The sequence below is a fragment of the Streptomyces sp. 184 genome, from assembly GCF_045781775.1.
Taxonomy (GTDB): domain Bacteria; phylum Actinomycetota; class Actinomycetes; order Streptomycetales; family Streptomycetaceae; genus Streptomyces.
The window spans coordinates 6,396,179-6,421,226 of the sequence record NZ_CP123230.1 but is presented as its reverse complement, the minus strand read 5'-3'; the positions used below and the strand labels follow the sequence as shown (position 1 = coordinate 6,421,226).

The window sequence follows — 25,048 nt, the reverse complement described above, 5'->3', positions numbered from 1 at the left end:
CCGGGCTGGTCCGGGGCGGCGCCGTGCTGCCCGCGGCGGGGGAGTCCCACGGGCCCGAGCCCGCGGAGCTTCCCGTTTCGGCGGGCCGGCGTCAGGGCGGTGCGGGTCGTGGCGGCGGCCCCGTGGCGGGGGAGTCCCCCCAAGTGGCGGCTGCCGCCTCGTCCTTGCCGTCGGGCCTGCCCCCCGGCGGAGCCGACAGGCCACCGCCCGGGGACGGGTGGGCGCCGCGTCGGGCGTTGCCGGGCGGCGGAGCGGCCGATGGGGCGGCCGGTGGGGCGCGGTCGTCGGCGACCCAGCGGCAGCACGTCCGCCATTTAGTGGGCAGCCGCAACACCGCGGAGGCTCCCGCCCGCGCGACTGCTCCCGCACCTGCGCCCACTCCCGCCTCCGGGTACGTGTCCGCTGCCTCCGCGCCGTCCTCCTCTGCCGTGGCCGTCCCCGGCTCCGCGCCGACCCCCTCCACCGCTGCCCCCTCCGGGCGGGGCGCGGACGGCGGGGGCGAACCGGCCGACGCCGGGGCACGGATGGCGGGGCGGGGGCGGTGGTGGGTCGGGGTGCGGGAGCGGCTGCCGGTGTGGATCCGGCTGCGGTGCGGGCTGGAGCCCGCGACGTGCGCGGCCCTGGTGCTGGTGCTCGTCGCCGGGGTCGCCCTCGCCGCGTACCACTTCTGGTCCGGTCGGCCCCAGCCCGTACAGCCACCGGAGGCCCGCGGCACCGCACCACCGCCCGCCGCGCAGCCCGCGGTGCCGGACGCCGCGGGGGAGGCAAGCGCCGGTGCGGCGGCGGACGTGGTGGTGGACGTCGTCGGCGAGGTGCGCGAGCCGGGTGTGCACAAGCTGCCGGCCGGTTCCCGGGTCGAGGACGCCTTACGCGCCGCGGGCGGTGTCCGCCCCGGCGCCGACGCCGACGGCCTCAACCGGGCGCGGCTGCTGGTGGACGGCGAGCAGATCGTCGTGGGCGAGCCGCCGCCGGTGCCGGGCGCGCCGCCCGCGCCACCGGTCACCGGTGCGAGTCCACCGGCGGGCGGCGGATCGCCGGCAGCCGGACCGACGGGTGTGGTGAGCCTCAACTCGGCGACGGTGGAACAACTCGACGCGCTGCCGGGCATCGGCCCCGTGCTGGCCCAGCACATCATCGACTACCGCGACCAGAACGGCGGCTTCACCGACATCGAGCAACTCCGCGAGGTGAACGGCATCGGCGACAGCCGCTTCGCGGACCTCCGCCCCCATGTCCAGCCGTGACCCCGCCCCCGTCCCGTCCACCACCGCGCCCTCCGCGCAATCCCCGTCACTGACGCAGGGCCAAGGTGCCCGGGGCCGGTTGCCGGGTGCGGTGCCGGGGAGAGGGGCGGCCCCCTCCGGGGGCGCGGGGGCACCGGGGGAGGGGCCGGCCGATCTGCGGCTGGTGCCACCGGCGTTGGCCGCCTGGGCCGCGGCTGCGCTCGCGCTGGGCCGGGACGGCGCCGCGGTGCCGGTGGCGTGCGCGCTGGCAACGGCCGCCGCGCTGGCGCTGCTTGCCGCCGCCCGCCTCCGCCGCAGGCAGCACCGGCCGCGGCCGGGGCGCCGCGTCGGCGTCGCCGTCCGCCCGACAGCCGCGGCCGGGTCGCGGGTGCTCGTGGCCGGGGCTGCCGCGCTGCTGTGCGCTGCCGCGGGTGCGGGGGCCGCGGCGTTGCACGGCGCCGACCTCCACCGCGGTCCGCTGCCCGCGGTCGCCGAGGAGTACGGGCGGGCCACCGTCGAGGCGGAGCTGACCTCCGATCCCCGGCTCACCCGCCCGCAGACCCGCGGCACGACCGTCACCCCGGCGGCCGTGCTCGTCAGAGCCGAAGCCCGTCTCGTCACCACCCGCCCCACCGCTCAGCCCTTCACCTCCCCGACCGCCGCCGTCCCGACCCTCACCTCCCCGACCGCCACGATCCCGCCCACCGTCCCTGCCGCACCCGCGGCCGACTCCCCGGCGCCGGCCGCCCCCGCCCCCGCCGCAGGCACTCCTCAGGTCACCCGGGTGCGGACCCCCGTGCTGGTCCTCGTGCAGCCACGGGACTCCGCCGTGCGGCGCGCGTGGCTGGGGCTGCTGCCCTCGACCCGGGTGCGGGTCGACGCGCGGGTCTCGCCGGACTCCGGGGGCGGTCGCGCCGTGGGGGCCGTGCTGCGGGTCACCGGGGACGGGGCGCCGGACGTCGTGCGCGGGCCCGGCGATCTCCAGCGTGCCGCCGGCGCCCTGCGGGGCGGGCTGCGCGACGCCACCGACGGGCTCACCGCCGACGCCCGCGCGCTGCTGCCCGGGCTCGTCGTCGGCGACACCTCCCGCATCCCCGTCGAACTCCAGGACGCCTTCCACGCCACCGACCTCACCCACCTCCTCGCCGTCAGCGGAGCCAACCTCACGATCGTCCTGGCCCTGCTCGTCGGCCCGCCCCACCTCGCCGCCCGGGCCGAGCGACGCGGGCTCGCCCCGCGGCTCGGCATCCCGCTGCGCGCCACCGCGCTGCTCGGCGGGCTCCTCACCCTCGGCTTCGTCGTCGTCTGCCGCCCCGAGCCGAGCGTCCTGCGGGCGGCGGTCTGCGGCCTGATCACCCTGCTCGCCCTCGGCACGGGCCGGCGCCGCTCCCTGCTGCCCGCCCTCTCCGCCGCCGTCCTGCTGCTCGTGCTCTACGACCCGTGGCTCGCCCGCGACTACGGTTTTCTCCTCTCCGTACTGGCCACCGCCGCCCTGCTCACCCTCGCGCCCCGGTGGAGCCGGGCGCTCCGCGCCCGCCGGGTGCCGCCGCGACTGGCCGAGGCGCTGGCCGCGGCCGGCGCCGCGCAGGCGGTGTGCGCGCCCGTCGTCGCCGTGCTCGCGGCGCGCGTCAGCCTGGTCGCGATCCCGTGCAACCTGCTCGCCGAGTTCGCGGTCGCACCCGCCACCGTCCTGGGGTTCGCCGCGCTCGCCGTCGCCCTGCCCGCGATGCCGGTCGCCGAGCTGCTGGCGACGCCCGCGGGCTGGGCGGCGGAGTGGATCGCCGGCGTCGCCAGGACCGGGGCCGCGCTGCCCGGCGCCACGTACGGCTGGCCCGGCGGGTGGTACGGCGGGCTGGCCCTGGCCGCCGTGACGCCACCACTGCTGCTCGGCCTGCGCCGCCTGGCCCGCCGCCGCTGGCTCTGCGCCGCCTGCGCCCTGCTGGTGCTGCTCGCCGTGCTCCGCCCCGTCCCCCTCACCCGGGTCCTCACCGGCTGGCCGCCCGCCGGCTGGCGCCTGGTGGTGTGCGACGTCGGGCAGGGCGACGCGCTCGCGCTGGCCGCCGGGGACGGGGCTGCCGTCGTCGTCGATGCCGGCCCCGACCCCGCGCCGGTCGACCGCTGCCTGCGCGACCTCGGCGTCCGACGCATCCCCCTGCTCGTTCTCACGCACTTCCACGAAGACCACGTCGCCGGTCTGGCCGGTGTGCTGCGCGGCCGGGCCGTGGGCGCGATCCAGGTCGGCGGACTCGACGAACCGCCGGGTCAGGCCGCCGCCGTGCGCCGGACAGCCGCCGCCGCGGGCGTGCCGGTGATCCGCGCGCGGCCGGGGGAGCGGCGCCGGGTCGGCGGGCTGTCGTGGCAGGTGGTGTGGCCGGCGGCCGGCGCACCGCACCCGGGCGAGCCCAACGACGCCAGCGTCACCCTCCTCGTCCGCACCGGGGGCCTGACCGTGCTGCTGCCCGGCGATCTGGAGCCGCCCGCCCAGCGCGCGTTGCTCACCGCCGTCCCGCAACTGCCCCGAGTCGACGCCCTGAAAGTCCCGCATCACGGCTCCGCCTACCAGGATCACGAGCTGCTGCGCCGCCTCGACCCCCGCTTCGCCCTCGTCAGCGCGGGCACCGGCAACCCGTACGGCCACCCCTCGCCCCGTACGCTCGACGCCCTCGGCGCCCAGGGCGCCGCGGTGCTGCGCACCGACGCACACGGCCCCCTCGCCCTCACCGCAGAAGGAGCAAACGACGAGAACCGCACCCCGGCCGCGACCTTCGGCGGCAAGCGGTGAGCCCGCCGGCCCCGCCCTCGCGCACCGGCGGCAATGCAAACGGACCGGTGAACTCCGGCACTTGACCCAACCCCGCCCCAGCCGTCACAACCCGGCGGGGAACCCCCGGTTTGCATAGAAAGCAGTACCAGTGCTCGAATGTATGCCCGAGCCACTGAAATTCCACGGGGGTGGATGCTTCATGATCGGTCGTCTGCGACGCAGATCCCCGGCCACGGCAACCCGGCGCGGTACCGGCCTGGTCGGCCTGCGGGTTCCCTCACACGCGGGGGTGCTGAGCTGCCGCGTGCTCGATCCGGTCGAGCAGCCGCTGCCGCAGGCGGAGGTCATCCTCGCCGACGCCGCCGGGCGCAGGGTCGTCAGCGGCGAGAGCGATCCGTTCGGCACCTTCGTGGTCGCGGTCCCGGCCGGCACCTACCGGATCTCCGTCAACGCCGAGGGCTTCACCCCGTACCGCGGCGAGGTCGAGGTCGCCGAAGGGGCCCACCGCGCGCTCGGCGACGTCGCGCTCAACTCCTCGCCGCTGCCGCAGCTCCCGCCGCCCGGCGACTGGGAGATCGACCCGGCGCACACCACCGTCGCGTTCGTCGCGCAGCACATCGGCATGGCGCGGGTGCGCGGCCGGTTCAACGCCTTCGACGGCGCCCTGCGCATCGGCCGGCGCATGGAGGACTCGGCCATGCGCGTCGTCATCGAGGCGGCCAGCATCGACACCAACATCAAGATGCGCGACGACCACCTGCGCTCCCCGGACTTCCTCGACGTCGAGCGCTACCCGGTGATCGAGTTCGCCGGCGACCGCTTCCTCCACCGCGGGGGCGCCCGCTGGTCCGTCACCGGCGCGCTGTCCATCCACGGCGTCAACCGCAGCGTCACACTGGACACCCGCTACCTCGGCACCGGCTACGGCATGGAGGGCGAGCTGCGCGCCGCCTGCCGCGCCACCGTCGAGCTGCACCGCGAGGACTTCACGCTCAACTGGCAGCACATGCTCGCCCGCGGCATCGCCGTCGTGGGCTCCAGCATCCAGATCGAACTGGACATCCAGGTGGTGGCCGCGAGCTGACCCGCGCCCGGGCGGCCCGCGGCTCTACTCCGCCGGGTCGTCCGGCACGGTCGCGGAGCCCTCCAGCCAGCCGTCGTACGACTCGGCCAGCTCCTCCAGCTCCGCCGCCACCGCCTCCCGCGCGTCCTCGACGACGACGAGCCACTGCGCGTCCTCGGCGTCGTCCTCGCCGGCCAGGGCGTCGCGGATGAGCTGCGGCTCCCCGGCCAGGCCGAAGCGCTCCACGGCCAGCTCGGCCACCTCCTGCGCGGCGTCGCGGTCGGGCAGCACGAGTACGTACGTCTGGTCGCTCACGCCGCCATTGTGCCCGCGGCCGGCGATGTCGTAGGCGCGTGGGATGCTGTACGGCGATGGCTGCGACGACCCGGAACCCCAGGACCAGCAGAGGCGGCGGCGACCCGCTCACCCCCGTCACGCTCGCCGTGGGCCAGGAGGACCTGCTGGTCGACCGCGCGGTGGCGGAGGTCGTGGCCGCCGCCCGCGTCGCCGACCCCGACACCGACGTGCGCGAGCTGACCCACGACGCCCTCCCGCCGGGCACGCTCGCCGAGCTGACCAGCCCGTCGCTCTTCGCCGAGCGCAAGGTCGTGGTCGTACGCGGCGCGCAGGACCTCGCCGCCGACGCCGTGAAGGACGTCAAGGCGTACGTGGCCGCCCCCGCCGACGAGATCACGCTGGTGCTGGCGCACGCCGGCGGCCCCAAGGGCAAGGGCCTGCTGGACGCGGCGCGCAAGGCCGGCGCCCGGGAGGTCGACTGCGCCAAGGTGACCCGCCCCGCGGACCGGCTGGCGTTCGTCAAGGCCGAGTTCCGGGCCGCGGGCCGCACCGCGACGCCGTCCGCCTGCCAGGCGCTGGTCGACGCCATCGGCTCCGATCTACGGGAGATGGCCAGCGGCTGCGCGCAGCTCGCGGCCGACGTGGAGGGCACGATCGACGACGCCGTCGTCGCGCGGTACTACACGGGCCGGGCCGAGACCTCCGGCTTCGAAGTGGCCGACCGCGCCGTCGAGGGCCGGACGACCGAGGCGCTGGAGGCCCTGCGCTGGGCCCTGAACACGGGCGTTGCCCCGGTCCTGCTGGCCAGCGCCCTGGCCCAGGGCGTCCGCTCCATCGGCCGCCTCGCCTCGGCCCCCCGCGGCATGCGCCCCGCCGACCTGGCCCGCGAGCTGGGCATGCCGCCGTGGAAGGTCGACCGGGTCCGCCAGCAGATGCGCGGCTGGACCGCGGACGGCGTGGCCACGGCGATCCGCGCGGTGGCCCGGGCGGACGCGGACGTCAAGGGCGGCTCGGCCGACCCGGGGTACGCCCTGGAGAAGGCGGTGGTGGCCATCGCCACCGCCGCCCGCCCCCACTGACCGGCCCCCCGCCCGACCCACCGACCCCGGCACCCCGCCTGCCCCGGGCGCTCCAGCCTGCCCCCATCCCGCCGCCCGCCTGCCCCCATCCCGCCGCCCGCCTGCCCCCGTCCCGCCGCCCGCCTGGCCGGGTCCCCGCCTGACCCCGACTCCCGCCCGCATACCCGGTCGCCGGCGGACGTGACGCCATGCGAAAGGCCCCGGCCGATCCTGGGGAGGGATCGGGGCGGGGCCCTTCGGAGTTGCTTCGTGCCGCACCCGCGTGGCGAACGCAGGCCGCGTGCGGCGTGGAGTTTCGTTGCCCGACCGGAGCTGAGTGAGAGGGCTCGCTGCCGGTCCGGCGGCCGGGCCTCGCGGGGCCCGGCGGGATCAGCCCTGGAGGGCCTGGACGCGCTTGGCCAGCGCGGCCTTCTTGTTGGCCGCCTGGTTCTTGTGGATGACGCCCTTGCTGACGGCCTTGTCCAGCTTGCGGCCGGCGGCGCGCTGCGCCTCCTCGGCCTTGGCGGCGTCCCCGGCCTCGACGGCCTCGCGGGTACGGCGGATCGCGGTGCGCAGCTCGGACTTCACGGCCTTGTTGCGCAGCCGGGCCTTCTCGTTGGTCTTGATCCGCTTGATCTGGGACTTGATGTTCGCCACGTAATTGCCTCTGGAAGATGTTCGGAGATTGTCCCGGAGGACCTGAACTGCCGGACCTCACCTGGTCCAGGCACAGTGGCTCAGGCTACCAGCAGCCGGGACGGCCGCCCAAACCGTCCCCGCCCCCGCGCGCATGGGACGATGGGGGCGACGAGTGCAGACACACCCCTCCCTCCTGATCCTCCCGATCCCTCCCGACAGGACCTCTAGGTGCCCGCGACCGAAACCACCGTGCCGCAGCCCAGCCGTACCGAGCCCGCGCTGATCCGCAATTTCTGCATCATCGCGCACATCGACCACGGCAAGTCGACGCTGGCCGACCGGATGCTCCAGATCACCGGAGTCGTCGAGCAGCGCCAGATGCGCGCGCAGTACCTCGACCGTATGGACATCGAGCGCGAGCGCGGCATCACGATCAAGTCCCAGGCCGTACGCATGCCGTGGTCGCCCTCGAACGGCGAGGGCGAGGCCCGCGGCGAGGCGCACATCATCAACATGATCGACACCCCGGGGCACGTCGACTTCACGTACGAGGTCTCCCGGTCCCTCGCCGCCTGCGAGGGCTGCGTGCTGCTGGTGGACGCCGCCCAGGGCATCGAGGCGCAGACCCTCGCGAACCTCTACCTCGCGATGGAGAACGACCTCACGATCATCCCGGTGCTGAACAAGATCGACCTGCCCGCCGCGCAGCCGGAGAAGTTCGCCGCCGAGCTGGCGGGGCTCATCGGCTGCGACCCCGCCGACGTGCTGCGCGTCTCGGCGAAGACCGGCCAGGGCGTCGAGGAGCTGCTCGACGAGGTGGTCCGGCAGGTGCCGGCGCCGGTGGGGGTCAAGGACGCCCCCGCCCGCGCGATGATCTTCGACTCGGTCTACGACTCGTACCGCGGCGTCGTGACGTACGTGAAGGTCGTCGACGGCACGCTCGGCAGGCGCGAGCGGATCAAGATGATGTCGACCGGCGCCCAGCACGAGCTGCTGGAGATCGGCACGAACTCGCCCGAGATGACCGCGGCCGACGGCCTGTCCGTCGGCGAGGTGGGCTATCTGATCACGGGGGTGAAGGACGTCCGCCAGTCCAAGGTGGGCGACACCGTCACCCGGCTCAGCAAGGGCGCCACCGTGCCGCTCGGCGGCTACAAGGACCCCAAGCCGATGGTGTTCTCCGGGCTCTACCCGGTCGACGGCTCCGACTACCCCGAGCTGCGCGACGCGCTCGACAAGCTTCAGCTCAACGACGCCGCGCTGGTCTACGAGCCGGAGACCTCGGCGGCGCTCGGCTTCGGCTTCCGCGTCGGCTTCCTCGGCCTGCTGCACCTGGAGGTGATCCGGGAGCGGCTGGAGCGCGAGTTCAACCTCGACCTGATCGCCACCGCGCCCAACGTGATCTACCGCGTCGTGCTGGAGGACCGCACCGAGCACGTCGTCACCAACCCCAGCGAGTTCCCGGTCGGCAAGATCGAGGAGGTCTACGAGCCGGTCGTACGGGCCACGGTCCTCACCCCCAGCGAGTACATCGGCGCGGTCATGGAGCTGTGCCAGAACCGCCGCGGCACGCTCCTGGGCATGGACTACCTCTCCGAGGAGCGCGTCGAGATCCGCTACACGCTGCCGCTCGCCGAGGTCGTCTTCGACTTCTTCGACCAGCTCAAGTCCAAGACCCGCGGCTACGCCTCCCTCGACTACGAGCCCACCGGCGAGCAGAGCAGCCAGCTCGTCAAGGTCGACATCCTGCTGCACGGCGACAAGGTCGACGCCTTCTCCGCGATCACGCACAGGGACAAGGCGTACGCCTACGGCGTGCGGCTCGTCGCCAAGCTCAAGGAACTGATCCCGCGGCAGGCGTTCGAGGTGCCCGTGCAGGCGGCGATCGGCTCCCGCGTCATCGCCCGCGAGACCATCCGCGCCATCCGCAAGGACGTCCTCGCCAAGTGCTACGGCGGTGACATCTCCCGTAAGCGGAAGCTGCTGGAGAAGCAGAAGGAAGGCAAGAAGCGGATGAAGATGGTCGGCAACGTCGAGGTCCCGCAGGAGGCGTTCATCGCCGTGCTGTCCTCGGACGAGGGCGACAGCAAGGCGAAGAAGTAGGCGCGGCGGCCGGCGCCGCGGCGGCCCGGAAGCGGAATCGTACGGACCGGGCCGGCGCGGGAGACCCGCCGGCCCGGGCTTCGAGACCTATCCGACGCCTTGCAGACCCTTACGCCGTCCGCGGTCAGCCTTTAATCTGCTGGTTACTCGCCAGTTACCAGCGAAGAGCAGGGCCGGAGGATGCAGTGACCGAGACCGAAACCCAGACGAAGCTGGACAGCCGCCCACCGTCCGTCGCCACGCTCTTCCTTGACCGCGTCGAGTCCACCCCCGACCGGGAGGCGTTCCAGTACCCGGTGCCCGCCGCCGGCGGTGCGGGGGACGAGTGGCGGTCCCTGACCTGGGCGCAGTCCGCCGAGCGGGTCTTCGCGATCGCCGCCGGGCTGCTCGACCTCGGCCTCCAGTCCGAGGAGCGGGTCGCGGTCGCCTGCAACACCCGGCTGGAGTGGATCCTCACCGACCTCGGCATCCTGTGTGCCGGCGGCGCCAACACCACGGTCTACCCCAGCACCAACGCCGAGGAGACCGCCTTCATCCTCGCCGACTCCGGCAGCCGCGTGCTCGTCGCCGAGGACGCCGCCCAGCTCGCCAAGGCGCGCGAGATGCGGGCGGAGCTGCCCGACCTGGTGCACGTCGTCGTGGTCGAGGCCGCGGACGCGGTGGCCGCCGAGGGCGACCCGGACGGCTGGGTGCTGTCCCTCGCCGAGCTGGAACGCCGCGGCGCCGACTACCTGGAGAAGCACCCCGAGGCCGTACGGGAGCACATCCGGGCCCTGCGCCCCGACCAGCTCGCCACCCTCATCTACACCTCCGGCACCACCGGCCGCCCCAAGGGCGTACGGCTGGCGCACGACGCGTGGTCGTACATGGGCTACGCGATCGAGGGCATCGAGCTGGTCATGCCCGAGGACGTGCAGTACCTGTGGCTGCCGCTCGCGCACGTCTTCGGCAAGGTGCTCACCGCCGGGCACATCAAGGTCGGGCACGTGATGGCCGTCGACGGCCGGATCGACAAGATCATCGAGAACCTGCCGGTCGTCCGGCCCACGCAGATGTGCGGCGTCCCGCGGATCTTCGAGAAGGTCTACAACGGCGTGGCCGCCAAGGCGAAGGCCGGCGGCGGCGCCAAGTACAAGATCTTCCAGTGGGCCGCCGAGGTCGCCCGCGAGTACGCGCGCGTCACCCAGGACAACCACCGCCGCACCGGCAAGCGCACCGCGCCCGCCGGCCTGCGGACCAAGCACGCCCTCGCCGACAAGCTGGTCTACGGCAAGTTCCGCGACGCCTTCGGCGGCCGGATGCGCGGCATGGTCTCCGGCTCCGCCGCCCTGGCCCCCGAGATCGGCTACTTCTTCGACGGCGCCGGCGTCCCCATCCTGGAGGGCTACGGCCTCACCGAGTCCGCCGCCGCCAGCTTCTGCAACCGCCTGGAGACCTACCGCACCGGCACCGTCGGCAAGCCGCTGCCCGGCTGCGAGGTGCGGATCGCCGACGACGGCGAGATCCTGCTGCGCGGCCCCGGCATCATGCAGGGCTACCACGGCCTGCCGGAGAAGACCGCCGAGGTGCTGGAGGGCGACGGCTGGTTCCACACCGGCGACATCGGCGAGCTGTCCGACGACGGCTTCCTGCGTATCACCGACCGCAAGAAGGACCTGATCAAGACCTCCGGCGGCAAGTACATCGCGCCCAGCGAGGTCGAGGGCCAGTTCAAGGCCGTCTGCCCGTACGTCGGCTCGATCCTCGTCATCGGCGCCGACCGCAACTTCTGCACCGCGCTGATCTCCCTCGACGAGGTGGCGCTCGCCGGCTGGGCGAAGGAGAACGGCCTCCAGGACCGGCCGTACGCGGACCTGGTCGCCTCCGCCGAGGCGCGTGAGCTGGTCGAGGGGTACGTCAAGCAGCTCAACGAGCGGCTCCAGCGCTGGCAGATGATCAAGAAGTTCCGGATCCTGCCGCGCGACCTCGACATCGAGCACGGGGAGCTGACCCCGAGCCTGAAGCTGAAGCGCCCGGTGGTGGAGCGGGAGTACAAGGACCTGATCGAGGACATGTACGCGGGCGCCAGGGAAGCCTGAGGCGCGGGCTCTCTCTTCAACGGCGCCTGCGGGGCCGGAAGTCGCGTACGTCAGCGGCTGCTTCCGGCCACTCCGCGGTGCGCGTTCGCCGTCGTTCACGGGGCGCCGGGCAGGGCGGTCGGATGCGCGGGGGCGGCGTGGGCGTCGCCGGTCACGCCCCTCGTGCGGGTGTCGTACGCGATCCGGTTGACGACGGCCACCGGCCCCCTTGCGGGGTGTGAAGAGCACCTTTCCGACGAGTGGCGAAGGTTCGTACGCACGGGTGTCCACCGCGGTGAGCTGCGCGTTCGTTGCTTCGGGGATTCCGGGCCCGCGGCGCCCGCGGCCGGCGGGCCGGGCCGGGCGGGGGTGGCCGGAGGGGGTAATCCGGGGTGCCCGGCGGGGGTCGGATGGGCCATATCCGGTCACCAGTTGTGTCACTTGGTGCATCTGGGCGAGCTCAGTCTGTCACTCTGGCTACGTGGGGAACGCCCGTATGCCGGGATTGGGCCGGGAGAGGACAGTGGGGACGACCTTCGCAGCGCAGGCCGTACGTCGATCCACCGTGGTGTCGGTCGTGCGCAGAGAGCCCGCGGAGCCTGACGGCGGGGACGGCGGAGGCGGCCCGGAGGGTGCCGGCGACGCGGACGGCACGGACGGTGCGGACGACGTGCCGGCGCACGGTGGGAAGGGCCGCGACGGCGGCGGCGGTGCCGGGGCGTACCGCACGGCTCCGGACGGCGGTGCCGACGGGGACGGTGACTCCGACACAGCCGACACAGCCCGCGCAGACGCCGCCGGCGACATGGCCGGCGCGGCCGGTGAGGCAGCCGACGCAGGCGTGGCCGTGGCCGTGGCGGACTGCCCGGCCCGGGGCGTCACCGCCGCGCAGGACGTGACCGACGTCGCCCTGACGCTCGCCGCCGGGATGCCCGCCGCCGCGGCGGCCCGCCGGTTCGTACGCGAGCTGCTGGCCGGCCGCGCAGGCACCGAGGTCGACGACGCCGAACTGCTCACCAGCGAGCTGGTCACCAATGCCGTGGTGCACGCCGGCACCGACGTACGGGTGCGCTGCCGGCTGGTCGCCGAGGACGCGACCGCCGCCGGGCTCGCCTGCGACGGCGCGGACGGCGGGCCGGCCGCGGAGCCGACGCTGCTCGTGGAGGTCACCGACGGGCACGCGGCCCGGGTGATGCCGCTGCCGGCGCCGGAGGAGTCGTACGGCTACGGCCTCCAGCTCGTCTCCGCGCTCGCCGACGCCTGGGGCGTCGAGCACCGGCGCAGCGAGAAGACCGTCTGGTTCCGGATGGGCCCGCTGCGCGAGGTCGCGGAGGAGGCGGCGGACGAGGACCCGGCCGCCGAGGCACCCGCCCACGACGCCCCCCGCGCCGACGACATCCACGGCGCCCACGACATCCACGACATCCACGACATCCACGGCGCCCACGGCGTCCACGAAGCCCACGGCGCCCACGGCGCTGTGTGCGCCTACGCCGACCCCGACGACGGGGCCCACGGCCGGGGCGTGGCGCACCACGCGGACGGCTCCGGCGGCGAGAGCGTCCGCGGCGCGCACGACCTCGCCGACGACGACACCGCCGAGCCGCACATCGCCCACACCGCCGCGCTCCGGCTGCCCAGCCAGGCCACCGCCCACGCCCCGCGCAGCGCCACCGACCCCGAGCTGCGCGCCGGCGGCGCCTGGGCCGGCGTCGGTGCCTTCTCGTTCCTCGCCGAGACCTCCGACATGCTCGCCGGGCAGTTCGACGAGGACATGGTCGCCTCGCTGGCTACCCAGCTCCTCGTGCCCCGGCTCGCCGACTGGAGCGCCGTCTGGCTCGAAGGCGCCGGCGGCGCCGAGCCCCGCCTCGCGCAGGTCTGGCACGCCGCCGAGGAGCGCATCTCGCCGCTCCGCCGCGCGCTTGAGCAGTGCCCGCTGCCGCCGCCCGACGCGCGCCCCGTGCCCGTGCCGTGGCCCGGCGGGAGCGGCGGCGTCGCCCGCGGCCCGGGAGACGCCGGCTACGGGCTCGGCGGCCCCGCGCTCGCCTGCCCGCTGGTCGCCGGCGGCCGGCGCGTCGGCACGCTGCTCCTCGGCCGCGCGGGCGTCGCGCGGATCGGCGGCGACGTCGTCGCGGTCGTCACGGACTTCGCCCGCCGGGTGGCGCACGCGGTATCCGCGGCCCGGCAGTACACCCGGCAGGTGACCATCAGCGAGGTGCTCCAGCGCGGCCTGCTGCCCAGCCCCATCGCGGAGATGCCGGCCATGGACACCGCCGTCGTCTACGAGCCGGCCGAGGGCGCCGCCGCGGGCGGCGACTTCTACGACCTCTTCCCCAGCGGCAGCGACCGCTGGTGCTTCGCGCTCGGCGACGTCTGCGGCCAGGGCCCCGAGGCGGCGGTCGTCACGGGCCTCGCGCGGCCGGTGCTGCGGCTGCTGGCGCGCGAGGGCTACGGCGTCGCCGACGTGCTCGCGGGCCTGAACCGCACGCTCGTGGAGCACGCCTTCGAGGCGGTGGAGGCGGCGACGGCGTTCGGGCTGCCGCCGGAGCAGGCGCGGTTCCTCTCCCTGCTGTACGGGGAGCTGGTGCCGTACGAGAACGACCGCGGGGGCGTGCGGTGCACCGTGGCCAGCGCCGGCCACCCGCTGCCGCTGCTGCTGCGCAGCGACGGCGGGGTGCGGGCGGCGGCGGACGCGCAGTTGCTGCTGGGGGTGCTCGACGACGCGGAGTACTACAGCCAGTCGTTCGACCTGGAGCCCGGCGACACCCTGCTGTGCGTGACGGACGGGGTGACCGAGCGGCGGTTCGGGAACCGGCTCTTCGACGACGAGGACGGCCTGGCGGAGGCGCTGTCCTGCTGCACCGGGCTCGGCGCGGCGGCGGTGGCGGACCGGATCAGGACGGCGGTGCACGACTTCGCGCCGGTGCCGCCGCGCGACGACCTGGCGATGATGGTGCTCCAGGCGCGGGGGACGGAACCGGGCGCGTACTGAGGCCGTAGCCGGGGCCGTGGTCGCGGGCCGGGCAGGGGCCAGGGCCGGGCGACCGGGGTTCTCTGCGGGCGGGGGACAATGGGGCCATGCCCTCCGTACTGCCCGATGGCGAGCCCGCGCCCGTGGACGGGTCGCTGCCCGCCGAGGCGCTGGCCGGGGCCGCCGACCGCCCCCTCGCCTTCTACGCCCACGTCCCGTACTGCGCCACCCGCTGCGGCTACTGCGACTTCAACACGTACACCGCCGCCGAGCTGCGCGGCACCTCCCGGGACGACTACGCGGCCACCTTCGCCGAGGAGGTCCGCCTCGCGCGCAAGGTCCTCGGCGACGACCCGCGCGAGGTCGAGACGGTGTTCTTCGGCGGCGGTACGCCCACGCTGCTGCCGGCGGCGGACCTGGGGCGGATGCTGGGGGCGATCCGTGCGGAGTTCGGCCTCGCGGCCGGCGCGGAGGTGACCACGGAGGCGAACCCGGAGTCGGTGGACCCGGCGTATCTGGCGGAGCTGCGGGAGGCCGGGTTCAACCGGATCTCGTTCGGCATGCAGAGCGCGCGCGAGCACGTGCTGCGGGTCCTGGACCGTACGCACACGCCCGGCCGGCCGGAGGCGTGCGTGGCGGAGGCGCGGGCGGCGGGGTTCGCGCACGTGAACCTGGACCTGATCTACGGCACGCCGGGGGAGACCGACGACGACTGGCGCTCCTCGCTGGCGGCGGCGCTGGGGGCGGAGCCGGACCATGTGTCGGCGTACGCGCTGATCGTCGAGGAGGGCACGCAACTGGCGCGGCGGATCCGGCGCGGCGAAGTGCCGCCGACGGACGACGACGTGCACGCGGACCGGTACCTGATCGCCGAGGAGGCGCTGTCGGCGGCGGGGATGGAGTGGTACGAGGTGTCCAACTGGGCGGCGGCGGACGGCGGCGCGGGGGCGCGGTGCCGGCACAACGAGCTGTACTGGACGGGCGCGGACTGGTGGGGCGCGGGGCCGGGGGCGCACAGCCACGTCGGCGGGGTGCGGTGGTGGAACGTCAAGCACCCGGCGCCGTACGCGGAGGCGCTGGCGGCGGGCCGGTCGCCGGCGGCGGGCCGGGAGGTGCTGACGGCGGAGGACCGGCGGGTGGAGCGGATCCTGCTGGAGCTGCGGCTGTCGGCGGGATGTCCGGTGTCGCTGCTGCGGCCGGCGGGGGCGGAGGCGGCGTCGCGGGCGGTAAGGGACGGTCTCCTGGAGCGCGGTCCTTACGAGGCGGGACGGCTGGTGCTGACGCTGCGCGGGCGGCTGCTGGCGGACGCGGTGGTACGGGACCTGGTCGACTGACCGGGCCCGGTCCCGCCCCGCGAACCCCGCCCCCGAAGCCCCCGAACCCCGCCCGCCTCAGGGCGCCGGGGCCGTGACGAAGTCGATCAGCTCCTCCACCCGCCCCAGCAGCGCGGGCTCCAGATCCCGGTACGTCCGTACCGAGTCCAGGATCCGGCGCCAGGCGGCGCCCGTGTCCGCCGGCCAGCCCAGCTCGCGGCAGACGCCCGTCTTCCAGTCCTCGCCCCGGGGGATCCTCGGCCATGCCGCGATGCCCACGGAGGAGGGCTTGACGGCCTCCCAGACGTCCACGTACGGGTGACCCACCACCAGCGCGTGGGCGCTCGTCACCGACTCCGCGATGCGCCACTCCTTCGTGCCCGGCACTAGGTGGTCCACCAGCACCCCCAGCCGCGCGTCCGGGCCCGGGGCGAAGGCGTCGACCACCGCGGGCAGGTCGTCCACGCCCTCCAGGTACTCCACCACCACGCCCTCGACCCGCAGGTCGTGGCCCCAGACCCGCTCCACCAGCTCCGCGTCGTGGCGGCCCTCGACGTAGATGCGGCCGGCGCGGGCCACGCGCGCGGTGTGGTCGCGGACCGCGATCGACCCGGAGGCCGACAGCAGCGGTCCCGAAAGCCGCGCGGACCTGCCGGGGGGCACCAGCGTGACCACCTTGCCGTCGATCATGAAGCCGCGAGGTGCCAGCGGGAACACCCGGTGCTTGCCGAAGCGGTCCTCCAGGGTCACCGTCGGGCCCTCCGCGGTCTTCTCGGTGCGGATGACCGCGCCGCAGAAGCCCGTGCCCACCTCCTCCACCACGAGGTCCGGCTCGGCCGGGACCTCGGGGGCGGGCTGCTGCGGCTTCTTCCACGGGGGCGTGAGGTCGGTGTCGTAGCGGCGCACGGGGCGAGACTACGACAAGCCCGCGCTACGGCAAGCGCCGCGCCAGCTCGTCGCGTTGGGCCCGGACGAAGTCCGCGCCGACCGCCGCCCCGTGCCCCGGGACGTAGACGGCCGTCTCCCCGCCCAGCTCCAGCAGCCGGTCCAGCGCCGCCGGCCAGCGGGCGAGGTCGGCGTCCGGGCCCGCCTGCGGGGGACCGGATTCCTCGACGAGGTCGCCGCAGAAGACGACGGCGGGCCGCCCCGGGACGTGGACCGCCATGTCGTGCGACGAGTGCGCCGCGCCCAGCTCGACGAGCAGCACCTCCCGGCCGCCCCCGAGGTCCAGCGGGTACGTGCCGGAGACCGCGTGCCGCGGGGTGACGAGGACGTCTACGGCCTCCGCCGCCGCGTCCGGGTCCAGCCCGTGGCGTACGGCGTCCGCGCGCAGCTCGTCCGCGCCGTCGCCGCGCAGCCGGCCGGCGATGCCCGCCGGGCCGTGGACCTCGGCGCCGGCGAGGGCCGCGGCGCCGAGCACGTGGTCGAAGTGCGGATGCGTGAGCGCGAGGTGGGTCACGGGCCGGCCGAAGCGCTCCCGTACCCGCCGCCGCAGCTCCGCGCCCTCGCGCAGCGAAGCGCCCGCGTCCACGAGCAGCACGCCTTCCGCTCCGCCCACCGCCCCCGCCGTCGCGTCCCAGCGCGGCAGCCGCCACCGCACGACGTCGGGCGCCGGCTCTTCCCAACCGCCACCCATGCCACGACGCTATAACGAGACCGGCCGCCTTGCCTGAGCTGCGGTACCCCGCCGTACACTGGCCCCGAACCCTGGCACTCCCCGCCGTCGAGTGCCAGCGGCAAAACGGCAGGACGGACGACGAGTGCGGAGGTGGGCGGCATGCTCAGCGAGCGCCGGCTCGAAGTGCTGCGCGCCATCGTCCAGGACTACGTGGGCACGGAGGAGCCGGTCGGCTCCAAGGCCCTCACCGAGCGCCACCACCTGGGTGTCTCGCCCGCCACGGTGCGTAACGACATGGCCGCGCTGGAGGACGAGGGCTACATCGCCCAGCCGCACACCAGCGCGGGCCGTATCCCCACCGACAAGGGCTACCGGCTGTTCGTCGACAAGCTCGCCGACGTCAAGCCGCTGAGCGCCCCGGAGCGGCGGGCGATCCAGAACTTCCTGTCCGGCGCCCTCGACCTCGACGACGTCGTGGGGCGCACGGTGCGGCTGCTCGCGCAGCTCACGCGGCAGGTGGCGGTCGTGCAGTACCCGTCGCTGACCCGCTCGACCGTGCGCCACGTCGAGCTGCTCCAACTCGCCCCCGCGCGCGTGATGCTCGTGCTCATCACCGACACCGGCCGGGTCGAGCAGCGCGTGATCGACTGCCCGGCGCCGTTCAGCGAGGACTCCCTCGCCGACCTGCGCGCCCGGCTCAACAGCCGTGTCGTGGGCCGCCGGTTCGGCGACGTGCCGCGGCTGGTGGCGGACCTGGCCGAGTCCTTCCCCGCCGACGACCGCGGCACGGTGCAGACCGTGCTGTCGGTGCTGCTGGAGACGCTGGTGGAGGAGACCGAGGAGCGGCTGATGATCGGCGGCACCGCCAACCTCACCCGCTTCGACCACGACTTCCCGCTCACCATCCGGCCGGTGCTGGAGGCGCTGGAGGAGCAGGTCGTGCTCCTGCGGCTGCTCGGCGAGGCGCAGGAACCGGGCATGACGGTGCGTATCGGCCATGAAAACGACCACGAGGGGCTCACCTCCACCTCGGTCGTCTCCGTCGGATACGGTTCTGGCGGCGACACCGGCGAAGCCGTCGCCAAGCTCGGCGTGGTCGGACCAACCCGCATGGACTACCCCGGAACGATGGGAGCGGTACGCGCAGTGGCACGGTACGTCGGACAGATCCTGGCGGAGTCATAAGTGGCCACGGACTACTACGCGGTCCTCGGCGTCGGACGTGACGCGTCGCAGGACGAGATCAAGAAGGCGTTCCGCCGGCTCGCACGCGAGCTGCACCCGGACGTGAACCCGGATCCGAAGACCCAGGAGCGGTTCAAGGAGATCAACGCCGCCTACGAGGTGCTCTCGGACCCGCAGAAGAAGCAGATCTACGATCTCGGCGGCGACCCCCTGTCGCAGAACGGCGCCGCGGCCGGCGGCTTCGGCGCCGGCGGCTTCGGCAACCTCTCCGACATCATGGACGCCTTCTTCGGCCAGGCCGGCCAGCGCGGGCCGCGGTCGCGGACCCGCCGCGGCCAGGACGCCATGATCCGGCTCGAAATCGAGCTGGAGGAGGCGGCGTTCGGCGCCACCAAGGAGATCCAGGTCGACACCGCGGTCGTCTGCGGTACGTGCAGCGGCGAGGGCGCGGCGCCGGGTACGTCGGCGCAGACGTGCGACATGTGCCGCGGCCGGGGCGAGGTCTCGCAGGTCACCCGCTCGTTCCTGGGCCAGGTCATGACGTCGCGGCCCTGCCCGCAGTGCCAGGGCTTCGGCACGGTGGTGCCCACCCCGTGCCCCGAGTGCGCGGGCGACGGCCGGGTGCGCTCGCGGCGCAGCCTGACCGTCAAGATCCCCGCGGGCGTCGACACCGGCACCCGCATCCAGCACGCCGGCGAGGGCGAGGTCGGCCCGGGCGGCGGCCCGGCGGGCGACCTGTACGTGGAGATCCGCGAGCTGCCGCACCCGATCTTCCAGCGCCGCGGCGACGACCTGCACTGCACGGTGACGATCCCGATGACCGCCGCCTCACTGGGCACGAAGGTCAATCTGGAGACGCTCGACGGCCTCGAAGAGGTCGACATCCGTCCCGGTACGCAGTCGGGGCAGTCGATTCCGCTGCACCAGCGCGGCGTCACGCATCTGCGCGGCGGTGGCCGGGGCGACCTGGTCGTGCACGTGGAGGTCGAGACGCCGCAGAAGCTGGACGTCGAGCAGGAGCGGCTGCTGCGCCAGCTCGCCCAGTTGCGCGGCGAGGAACGGCCCCAGGGCCATTTCAAACCGGGCCAGCAAGGGCTGTTCTCGCGGCTGAAGGACGCCTGGAGCGGACGCTAGCCGCGCTCCGGCCGGGACCTCGCCGGGCCGTTCGCGAGCGGCCCGGTGTGGCCGAGAGCGGCCCGTGCGACGGGTGTTGCGGGTGGGACGTAGCCGTCCCCAAGTGCGTGAAGACGTGCGGATTCCATGATCCGGCGCGGGCCGCCGGCGTCCGACCTGCATGACAGGATGAGCCCATGCCCACCGAGCTGAACGATCTGTTCACCTTCCCGATCGTGCAGGCGCCCATGGCCGGTGGCGCATCCTGTCCGCAGCTCGCCGCGGGCGTGCTGGAGGGCGGCGGCCTGGCGTTCCTCGCCGCCGGATACAAGACGCCCGAGGCGATGTACGAGGAGATCCGCCAGTTGCGGGCCGTCACCGACCGGCCCTTCGGCGTCAACCTGTTCATGCCCCAGCCGCCCGCCCCGCCGGACCCCGCCCACATCGAGGCGTACGCCGAGCAACTGGCCGGCGAGGTCGAGTGGTACGGCACGGAGCTGGGCGACGCCGAGGCGGGCACGGACGACGCCTTCGACGCGAAGGTGGCCACACTCCTGGACGAGCCGGTGGCGCTGGTGTCGTTCACCTTCGGCTGTCCCGAGCCCGCCGTCCTCGACGCCTTCGCGCGCGCCGGGACGTACACCGTCGTCACCGTCACCAACGTCGTCGAGGCGCGCCGCGCGCAGGCCGCCGGGGCCGGCGCCGTGTGCGTGCAGGGCGTCGAGGCCGGCGGCCACCAGGGCGGCTTCCGCAACGACCCGCGCGACGACTACGTGGGCCGCGGCCTGCTCACGCTGCTCGCCGAGGTGCTGGAGGCGGTGGACGTGCCCGTGATCGCCGCCGGCGGGCTGATGCGCGGCGGGCAGATCGCCGCCGTGCTGTCCGCCGGCGCCGCCGCCGCGCAGCTCGGCACCGCGTTCCTGGTCTGCCCCGAGTCCGGCGCCAACGCGCTGCACAAACGGGCCGTCACCGGCGGGGTGTTCACGCGGACGGAGCTGACCCGCGCCTTCTCCGGCCGCCCCGCGCGCGCTCTGGTCAACCGGTTCGTACGCGAACACGGCCCGTACGCCCCCGCCGCCTACCCCCAGCTCCACCACCTGACCTCCCCGCTGCGTGCCGCCGCCGCCCGCGTCGGCGACCCGCAGGGCATGGCGCTGTGGGCCGGCCAGGGCTACCGGCTGGCGCGCGAACTGCCCGCCGCCGAGCTGGTGGAGCTGCTGGCCCGGGAGCTGGCCGACGCGCTCACCGGGACGACGAAGCCCGCCGGCGACGCCTCCGGGGGCCTGCTGTGACCGCCCCCGTGTTCGTCGCGGAACCGGACGTGCTGGACGCCGCCCGCCCCGGCGCCGTGCTGGCGCTGACCGGCCCCGAGGGGCGGCACGCGGTGTCGGTACGGCGGCTGCGCACCGGCGAGGACGTCGTGCTCACCGACGGCCTGGGGCGCGGCGCGTACGGCACCGTGGCCGGCGCGGAGGGCCGCGACCGGCTGCTGGTGACCTGCGCCGACGTGCGCGAGGAGCCGCCGCCGCGGCCCCGGCTGACCGTCGTGCAGGCCCTGCCGAAGGGCGACCGCGGCGAGCTGGCCGTGGAGACCATGACCGAGACCGGGGTGGACGCGGTGGTGCCGTGGGCGGCGGCCCGCTGCGTGACCCGGTGGCACGCGGAGCGAGGGCGGAAGTCCCTGGCCAAGTGGCGGACCACCGCCCGCGAGGCGGGCAAGCAGGCCCGCCGGCTGCGCTTCCCCGAGGTCGCCGGGCTGCACTCGACGAAGGAGCTGCTGCCGCTGCTCGCCGGCGCGGCGTTCACCGCCGTGCTGCACGAGGACGGCGCGGCGCCGCTGACCGGCGCGGCGCTGCCGGCGGCGGGGGAGGTCGTGCTCGTCGTCGGCCCCGAGGGCGGGGTCGCGCCGGAGGAGCTGGCCGCGTTCGAGGACGCGGGCGCCGGGGCATACCGACTGGGTCCGAGTGTGCTGCGCACCTCGACCGCCGGCACCGCGGCGGGCGCCGTGGTGCTCGCGGCGACCGGACGGTGGTCCTGAGCGGAGCGGAGCGGGCCCAGAGGTTCTCTACGCCCGGATCCGGCCGTTCCGCGCGCAGGGATCGGGAGGTTTTTCCGGGATGTTCTCGGTTACGTCCCGATTCGTTCCACCTCGGTACAGGACGAGTACAGGACGAAGGTCACACCGCACCGCAAAGCGGTGGTGAGCGCAGCCTCCGCATGATGGGATGATCGACGTGACTCAGCCTGCTTACCTGCGATTCCCGCACCTGCACGGCGACTTGATCACCTTCACGGCAGAGGACGACGTCTGGGCCGCGCCCCTCGACGGCGGCCGGGCCTGGCGGGTGAGCGCCGACAACATGCCGGTCGACCACCCGCGTATAGCCCCCGACGGCACGCGCGTCGCCTGGACCTCCACCCGCGACGGTGCCCCCGAGGTCCTCATCGCGCCCCTCGACGGCGGCGCGCCCGTACGCCTGACGTACTGGGGCAGCGCCAAGACCTCCGTGCGCGGCTGGACGCCCGACGGCGACGTGCTGGCCCTCACCACCCACGGCCAGTACTCCCTGCGCCGCACCTGGGCGCGCGCCGTGCCGCCCGACGGCGGCCCCGCGCACACGCTGCCGTTCGGACCCGTCGGGGACGTCGCGTACGGGCCCGAGGGCCGTATCGCGCTGCTCACCGCGGGAATGGGCCGGGAGCCGGCGTACTGGAAGCGCTACCGCGGCGGCACCGCGGGCCGGCTGTGGCTGCGTACCGCGGCCGACGCGGAGTTCACCTGGCCCGCCGACCTCGACGCCCTCCTCGGCAACGCCGAGTGCCCGCTGTGGGCCGGCGGGCGGCTGGCGTTCCTCTCCGACCACGAGGGCACCGGCGCACTGTACTCCGCCGACCCCGACGCACCGGACGCGTTCGCCGCACCCCGCCGGCACACCCCCCTCGACGGCTTCTACGCGCGCCACGCCGCCACCGACGGCACCCGCGTCGTCTACGCCAGCGCCGGCGAACTGTGGCTCCTGGACGACCTCGGCGACGGCACCGAACCCCGCCGCCTCGACATCCGCCTCGGCGGCCAGCGCACCGACCTGCGCCCCCGCCCGCTGCGCCCCCGGCACAACCTCGGCGCCGCCCGCCCCGACCACACCGGCCGCGGCAGCGCCGTCGAGATCCGCGGCACCCTGCACTGGGTGACCCACCGCGAGGGCCCCGCCCGCGCGCTGGCCGCCGAGCCGGGCGTACGGGCCCGGATGCCGCGGGTCTTCCGCGCCGAGGGCGCCGAGCACGTCGTGTGGGTGACCGACGCCGAGGGCGAGGACGCCCTGGAGTTCATCCCCGCCGCAGGCCGCGACGCGGGCGCCACGCCCCGCCGCGTCGCCGCCGGGCGCCTGGGCCGCGTCACCGGGCTTGCCGTCGCGCCGGACGGCAGCCGCGTCGCCGTCGCCTCGCACGACGGCCGGGTGCTGCTCGTCGAACGCGCCTCCGGCGAGGTCCGGGAGGTCGACGCCAGCGAGCACGGCGACGTCGGCGGGCTGGTGTTCTCGCCCGACTCCGGCTGGCTGGCCTGGTCCCACCCCGGCCCCGGCGAGCTGCGCCAGCTCCGCCTGGCCACCACCGACGGGCTGTCCGTCGCCGAGGCCACGCCGCTGCGCTTCCGCGACTACTCCCCGGCGTTCACCGCCGACGGCAAGCACCTGGCGTTCCTGTCCGAGCGGGCCTTCGACCCCGTCTACGACAGCCACGTCTTCGACCTGTCGTTCCCGTACGCCTGCCGCCCCCACCTGATCACGCTGGCCGCCGAGACGCCCTCGCCGTTCGGCCCGCAGCGCCACGGCCGGGCGCCGGAGCGCGGCTCCTCCGACGACGGCGACGACGCCGGCTCCGGCGACACCCCGCCCGTCACCCGCATCGACCTCGACGGGCTCGCCGACCGCATCCTGCCCTTCCCCGTCGAAGCCGCCCGCTACTCGACGCTGCGCGCCGCCGAAGGCGGCCTCCTGTGGCTGACCCACCCGCTGCGCGGCGTCCTCGGCGCCGACGGCGCGGGACCCGACGACGACGGGCCCAGCACCCGGCTGGAGCGCTACGACCTCGGCAAGCAGCGCGTCGAGGAACTCGCCGACGACGCCGAGGGCTTCACCGTCACCGGCGACGGCACGCGCATCCTGCTGCGCACCGACGGCAAGCTGAAGGTCGTCCCCGCCGACCGCAAGGCCAGCCACCTCGACGACGGCGACGGCGACAACGTCACCGTCGACCTCACGCGCGTACGGCAGTTGCTCGACCCGGCCGCCGAGTGGCGGCAGATGTACGACGAGGCCGGCCGGCTGATGCGCGACCACTTCTGGCGCGCCGACCTCGGCGGCGTCGACTGGGACGGCGTTCTCGACCGCTACCGCCCGCTGCTCGACCGCGTCGCCACCCACGACGACCTGGTCGACCTGCTGTGGGAGGTGCAGGGCGAGCTGGGCACGTCGCACGCCTACGTCGTACCGCCGGGCGGAGCCACGCCCGCGGGCGCAGCCGAGCGCCGGCAGGGGCTCCTCGGCGCCGACCTGACCCGCGCGGACGACGGCAAATGGCGCGTCGAGCGGATCCTGCCGTCCGAGACCTCCGACCCCCACGCCCGCTCCCCGCTGGCCGCGCCCGGCGCCGCGGTCCGCCCCGGCGACGCGATCGTCGCCGTCGACGGCCGCCCCGTGGACCCGCTGGCCGGGCCCGCGCCGCTGCTGGTCGGCTCGGCGGGCAAGCCGGTCGAGCTGAGCGTGCAGCCCGCCGACGGCGGCGACGTGCGCTTCGCCGTGGTCGTCCCCATCGCCGACGAGGAACCGCTGCGCTACCACGCCTGGGTCGCCGGCCGGCGCGCGTACGTACGGGAAGCCTCCGACGGCCGGCTCGGCTACCTCCACGTACCCGACATGCAGGGCCTCGGCTGGGCGCAGCTCCACCGCGACCTGCGCCTCGAAGTCGCCCGCGAGGGCCTGGTGGTCGACGTCCGCGACAACCGCGGCGGGCACACCTCGCAGCTCGTCGTGGAGAAGCTGGCGCGGCGCGTCGTCGGCTGGGACGCGGGCCGCGGCCTCAAGCCCGTCAGCTACCCGATGGACGCGCCGCGCGGGCCCGTGGTGGCCGTGGCCAACGAGTTCTCCGGCTCCGACGGCGACATCGTCAGCGCCGCCATCCGGGCGCTGGGCATCGGGCCGATCGTCGGGCGGCGCACCTGGGGCGGGGTCGTCGGCATCGACAGCCGCTACCGGCTGGTCGACGGCACGCTGGTGACGCAGCCGAAGTACGCCATCTGGCTCCAGGGCCCGGGCTGGGGCGTGGAGAACCACGGCGTCGAGCCGGACGTGGACGTGCGGCTCACCCCGGAGGACTGGGCACAGGGGCGCGACCCGCAGTTGGAGACGGCGGTGCGGCTGGCGCTGGAGGAGCTGGAGCGCAGCCCGGCGGCGGTGCCGCCGGAGCTGCCGGGGGGGTCGGCGCAGCCGGCTTCGGGGTCGGAGTCCGAGCCGGGTGCGGAGCCGGGCCCGGGGCCGGGGTCCGGGTCGGGGTCCGGGCCGGCTTCGGAGTCGCCGGCGGGGGAGTAGCGGCAGGGCAGCGGGTACGGGCCGCGGGGTACCATGCGGCCCGTACCGCCCGACTC

The 25,048-nt window shown here is 75.1% G+C and carries 17 protein-coding genes; 13 read left to right on the top strand and 4 right to left on the bottom strand.

All coding sequences use genetic code 11. The annotated features are described in order from the left end of the window. Positions 1 to 395: 395 nt before the first annotated feature. From QBL21_RS27320 to QBL21_RS27310, 3 genes are all read left to right on the top strand, one after another. Entirely contained in the window at positions 396 to 1,244 is an 849-nt protein-coding gene (locus QBL21_RS27320) for a helix-hairpin-helix domain-containing protein (RefSeq protein WP_407564893.1), read from the top strand. After that, on the top strand, positions 1,231 to 4,005 hold the full coding sequence (locus QBL21_RS27315) for a ComEC/Rec2 family competence protein (protein ID WP_407564892.1): 2,775 nt from the start codon (positions 1,231 to 1,233) through the stop codon (positions 4,003 to 4,005). Before QBL21_RS27320 ends, QBL21_RS27315 begins: the two co-directional genes overlap by 14 nt. Positions 4,006 to 4,186: 181 nt before the next feature. Then, positions 4,187 to 5,071, top strand: a complete 885-nt coding sequence (locus tag QBL21_RS27310) for a YceI family protein (RefSeq protein WP_407564891.1) — start codon at positions 4,187 to 4,189, stop codon at positions 5,069 to 5,071. A 24-nt stretch (positions 5,072 to 5,095) separates the two neighbouring features. Here the strand turns inward: QBL21_RS27310 and QBL21_RS27305 are convergent, their stop codons facing one another. Beyond that, positions 5,096 to 5,365 carry a hypothetical protein gene (locus tag QBL21_RS27305; protein WP_407564890.1) on the bottom strand — a complete coding sequence of 90 codons (270 nt, stop codon included), beginning with the start codon at positions 5,363 to 5,365 and terminating at the stop codon, positions 5,096 to 5,098. 56 nt (positions 5,366 to 5,421) lie between these two features. Here QBL21_RS27305 and holA point away from each other — a divergent pair, with 56 nt between their 5' ends. Continuing rightward, positions 5,422 to 6,426: a DNA polymerase III subunit delta gene (holA, locus tag QBL21_RS27300; protein WP_407564889.1), complete on the top strand. Its 1,005-nt coding sequence runs from the start codon at positions 5,422 to 5,424 to the stop codon at positions 6,424 to 6,426. 369 nt (positions 6,427 to 6,795) lie between these two features. Here holA and rpsT read toward each other — a convergent pair whose 3' ends face one another. After that, positions 6,796 to 7,062 (bottom strand): 30S ribosomal protein S20, encoded by a 267-nt coding sequence (rpsT, locus tag QBL21_RS27295; protein ID WP_407564888.1) that lies wholly within the window; start codon positions 7,060 to 7,062, stop codon positions 6,796 to 6,798. 210 nt (positions 7,063 to 7,272) lie between these two features. Between rpsT and lepA the strand changes: the two genes are divergently transcribed. The 4 genes from lepA to hemW all read left to right on the top strand — a co-directional run bounded on the left by lepA (position 7,273) and on the right by hemW (position 15,509). Further along, positions 7,273 to 9,147: a translation elongation factor 4 gene (gene lepA, locus QBL21_RS27290; protein WP_407564887.1), complete on the top strand. Its 1,875-nt coding sequence runs from the start codon at positions 7,273 to 7,275 to the stop codon at positions 9,145 to 9,147. Between the two features lie 185 nt (positions 9,148 to 9,332). Continuing rightward, positions 9,333 to 11,225, top strand: coding sequence for an AMP-dependent synthetase/ligase (locus QBL21_RS27285; RefSeq protein ID WP_407564886.1), 1,893 nt, complete (start codon positions 9,333 to 9,335; stop codon positions 11,223 to 11,225). A gap of 556 nt (positions 11,226 to 11,781) precedes the next feature. Further along, positions 11,782 to 14,196, top strand: coding sequence for a SpoIIE family protein phosphatase (locus QBL21_RS27280; RefSeq protein ID WP_407564885.1), 2,415 nt, complete (start codon positions 11,782 to 11,784; stop codon positions 14,194 to 14,196). Positions 14,197 to 14,282: 86 nt separating this feature from the next. Then, complete coding sequence (gene hemW / locus QBL21_RS27275; protein ID WP_407564884.1) at positions 14,283 to 15,509, top strand: radical SAM family heme chaperone HemW; 1,227 nt, start codon at positions 14,283 to 14,285, stop codon at positions 15,507 to 15,509. A gap of 57 nt (positions 15,510 to 15,566) precedes the next feature. Here the strand turns inward: hemW and QBL21_RS27270 are convergent, their stop codons facing one another. Together QBL21_RS27270 and QBL21_RS27265 are read right to left on the bottom strand one after the other, a co-directional pair. Then, positions 15,567 to 16,394, bottom strand: coding sequence for a DUF3097 domain-containing protein (locus QBL21_RS27270; RefSeq protein ID WP_407564883.1), 828 nt, complete (start codon positions 16,392 to 16,394; stop codon positions 15,567 to 15,569). 25 nt (positions 16,395 to 16,419) lie between these two features. After that, positions 16,420 to 17,124 (bottom strand): MBL fold metallo-hydrolase, encoded by a 705-nt coding sequence (locus QBL21_RS27265; protein ID WP_407564882.1) that lies wholly within the window; start codon positions 17,122 to 17,124, stop codon positions 16,420 to 16,422. Positions 17,125 to 17,265: 141 nt separating this feature from the next. Between QBL21_RS27265 and hrcA the strand changes: the two genes are divergently transcribed. The 5 genes from hrcA (at position 17,266) to QBL21_RS27240 (ending at position 24,992) form a co-directional block, all read left to right on the top strand. Continuing rightward, positions 17,266 to 18,291 (top strand): heat-inducible transcriptional repressor HrcA, encoded by a 1,026-nt coding sequence (hrcA, locus tag QBL21_RS27260; protein ID WP_407564881.1) that lies wholly within the window; start codon positions 17,266 to 17,268, stop codon positions 18,289 to 18,291. Beyond that, complete coding sequence (dnaJ, locus tag QBL21_RS27255; protein WP_407564880.1) at positions 18,292 to 19,425, top strand: molecular chaperone DnaJ; 1,134 nt, start codon at positions 18,292 to 18,294, stop codon at positions 19,423 to 19,425. Between the two features lie 176 nt (positions 19,426 to 19,601). Beyond that, positions 19,602 to 20,696, top strand: coding sequence for a nitronate monooxygenase (locus QBL21_RS27250; protein WP_407564879.1), 1,095 nt, complete (start codon positions 19,602 to 19,604; stop codon positions 20,694 to 20,696). Continuing rightward, positions 20,693 to 21,442 (top strand): 16S rRNA (uracil(1498)-N(3))-methyltransferase, encoded by a 750-nt coding sequence (locus tag QBL21_RS27245; RefSeq protein WP_407564878.1) that lies wholly within the window; start codon positions 20,693 to 20,695, stop codon positions 21,440 to 21,442. Before QBL21_RS27250 ends, QBL21_RS27245 begins: the two co-directional genes overlap by 4 nt. A gap of 187 nt (positions 21,443 to 21,629) precedes the next feature. Continuing rightward, on the top strand, positions 21,630 to 24,992 hold the full coding sequence (locus tag QBL21_RS27240) for a PDZ domain-containing protein (protein ID WP_407564877.1): 3,363 nt from the start codon (positions 21,630 to 21,632) through the stop codon (positions 24,990 to 24,992). The last annotated feature ends 56 nt before the right edge of the window (positions 24,993 to 25,048 follow it).